Here is a 1010-nt window from a genome sequence, read left to right on the forward strand (position 1 = left end):
CCGGCATGCTGTGCGATGCCTTTCCCGACATGGACCGCTGCACCGTCATGCTGCATCTGAAAGTGCTGGAGGAAGCCGACCTGGTCGTCGCGCGGCGCGAGGGGCGCGAACGCTGGAATCATCTCAATGCGCTGCCGATCAAGCAGATCCACGATCGCTGGATCAGCCAGTACGCCACGCATGCGATCAGCATTCTCGACCGGCTGAAATCCGATCTGGACGGGTGAATGGCCGCAGGAATGCAGCTGGCGGACGGTGTTGCGCACCACCGTTACGGCGCGGCTGGACGAATTGAGCCGATTTATCTATAAGCCGGCCATTCCGAGATAGAGCGCCGTACGTCCATCCGGACGCACCAGGAACGTTCTGAAATTATGAATTCGAGCATTTTGGCAAAAGGCGAGGTCTCGCTGCAGGATGCTCTGCCAAGAAGACGACAGGGGTGCCATGGCTGGCCATTCACAGTTCAAGAACATCATGCACCGCAAGGGCCGCCAGGACGCGGTGCGGTCGAAAATGTTTTCCAAGCTGGCGCGCGAAATAACCGTCGCCGCCAAGAGCGGCACGCCGGATCCGTCGATGAACCCGCGCCTGCGTCTTGCCGTGCAGAACGCCAAAGCGGTGTCGATGCCGAAGGACAACATCCAGCGAGCCATTAACAAGGCGTCGATGGGCGACGCCGAGACTTACGAAGCCGTGCGCTACGAAGGTTACGGGCCGGGTGGCGTTGCGCTGATCGTCGAGGCGCTGACCGACAACCGCAACCGCTCGGCGTCGAATGTGCGCGCCGCCTTCACCAAGGCCGGTGGGGCGATGGGCGAAACCGGCTCGGTGTCGTTCATGTGGGACCGTGTCGGCGAGATCTTCTATCCGGCGTCAGTCGGCAGTGCCGAGAAGGTCATGGACGAGGAGATCGAAGCCGGTGGCGACGACGTCCAGTCGGACGAGGAAGGGCACACGATCTATTGCGCCTTCGAGAACCTCGGCGAAGTGTCAAAGGCGCTGGAAGG

At 61.5% G+C, this 1010-nt stretch carries 2 protein-coding genes; both read left to right on the forward strand.

Annotation, left to right across the window (positions count from 1 at the left end):
* A partial coding sequence (locus EOA86_RS36085; protein ID WP_164892388.1) for a helix-turn-helix transcriptional regulator occupies window positions 1-227 on the forward strand: 227 nt, incomplete at its 5' end.
* Window positions 228-447: 220 nt separating this feature from the next.
* The coding region (locus tag EOA86_RS36090; protein ID WP_128345797.1) for a YebC/PmpR family DNA-binding transcriptional regulator at window positions 448-1010 on the forward strand (563 nt) is incomplete at its 3' end.

This window comes from Mesorhizobium sp. M5C.F.Ca.IN.020.32.2.1, assembly GCF_004023105.1.
Taxonomy (GTDB): domain Bacteria; phylum Pseudomonadota; class Alphaproteobacteria; order Rhizobiales; family Rhizobiaceae; genus Mesorhizobium; species Mesorhizobium wenxiniae.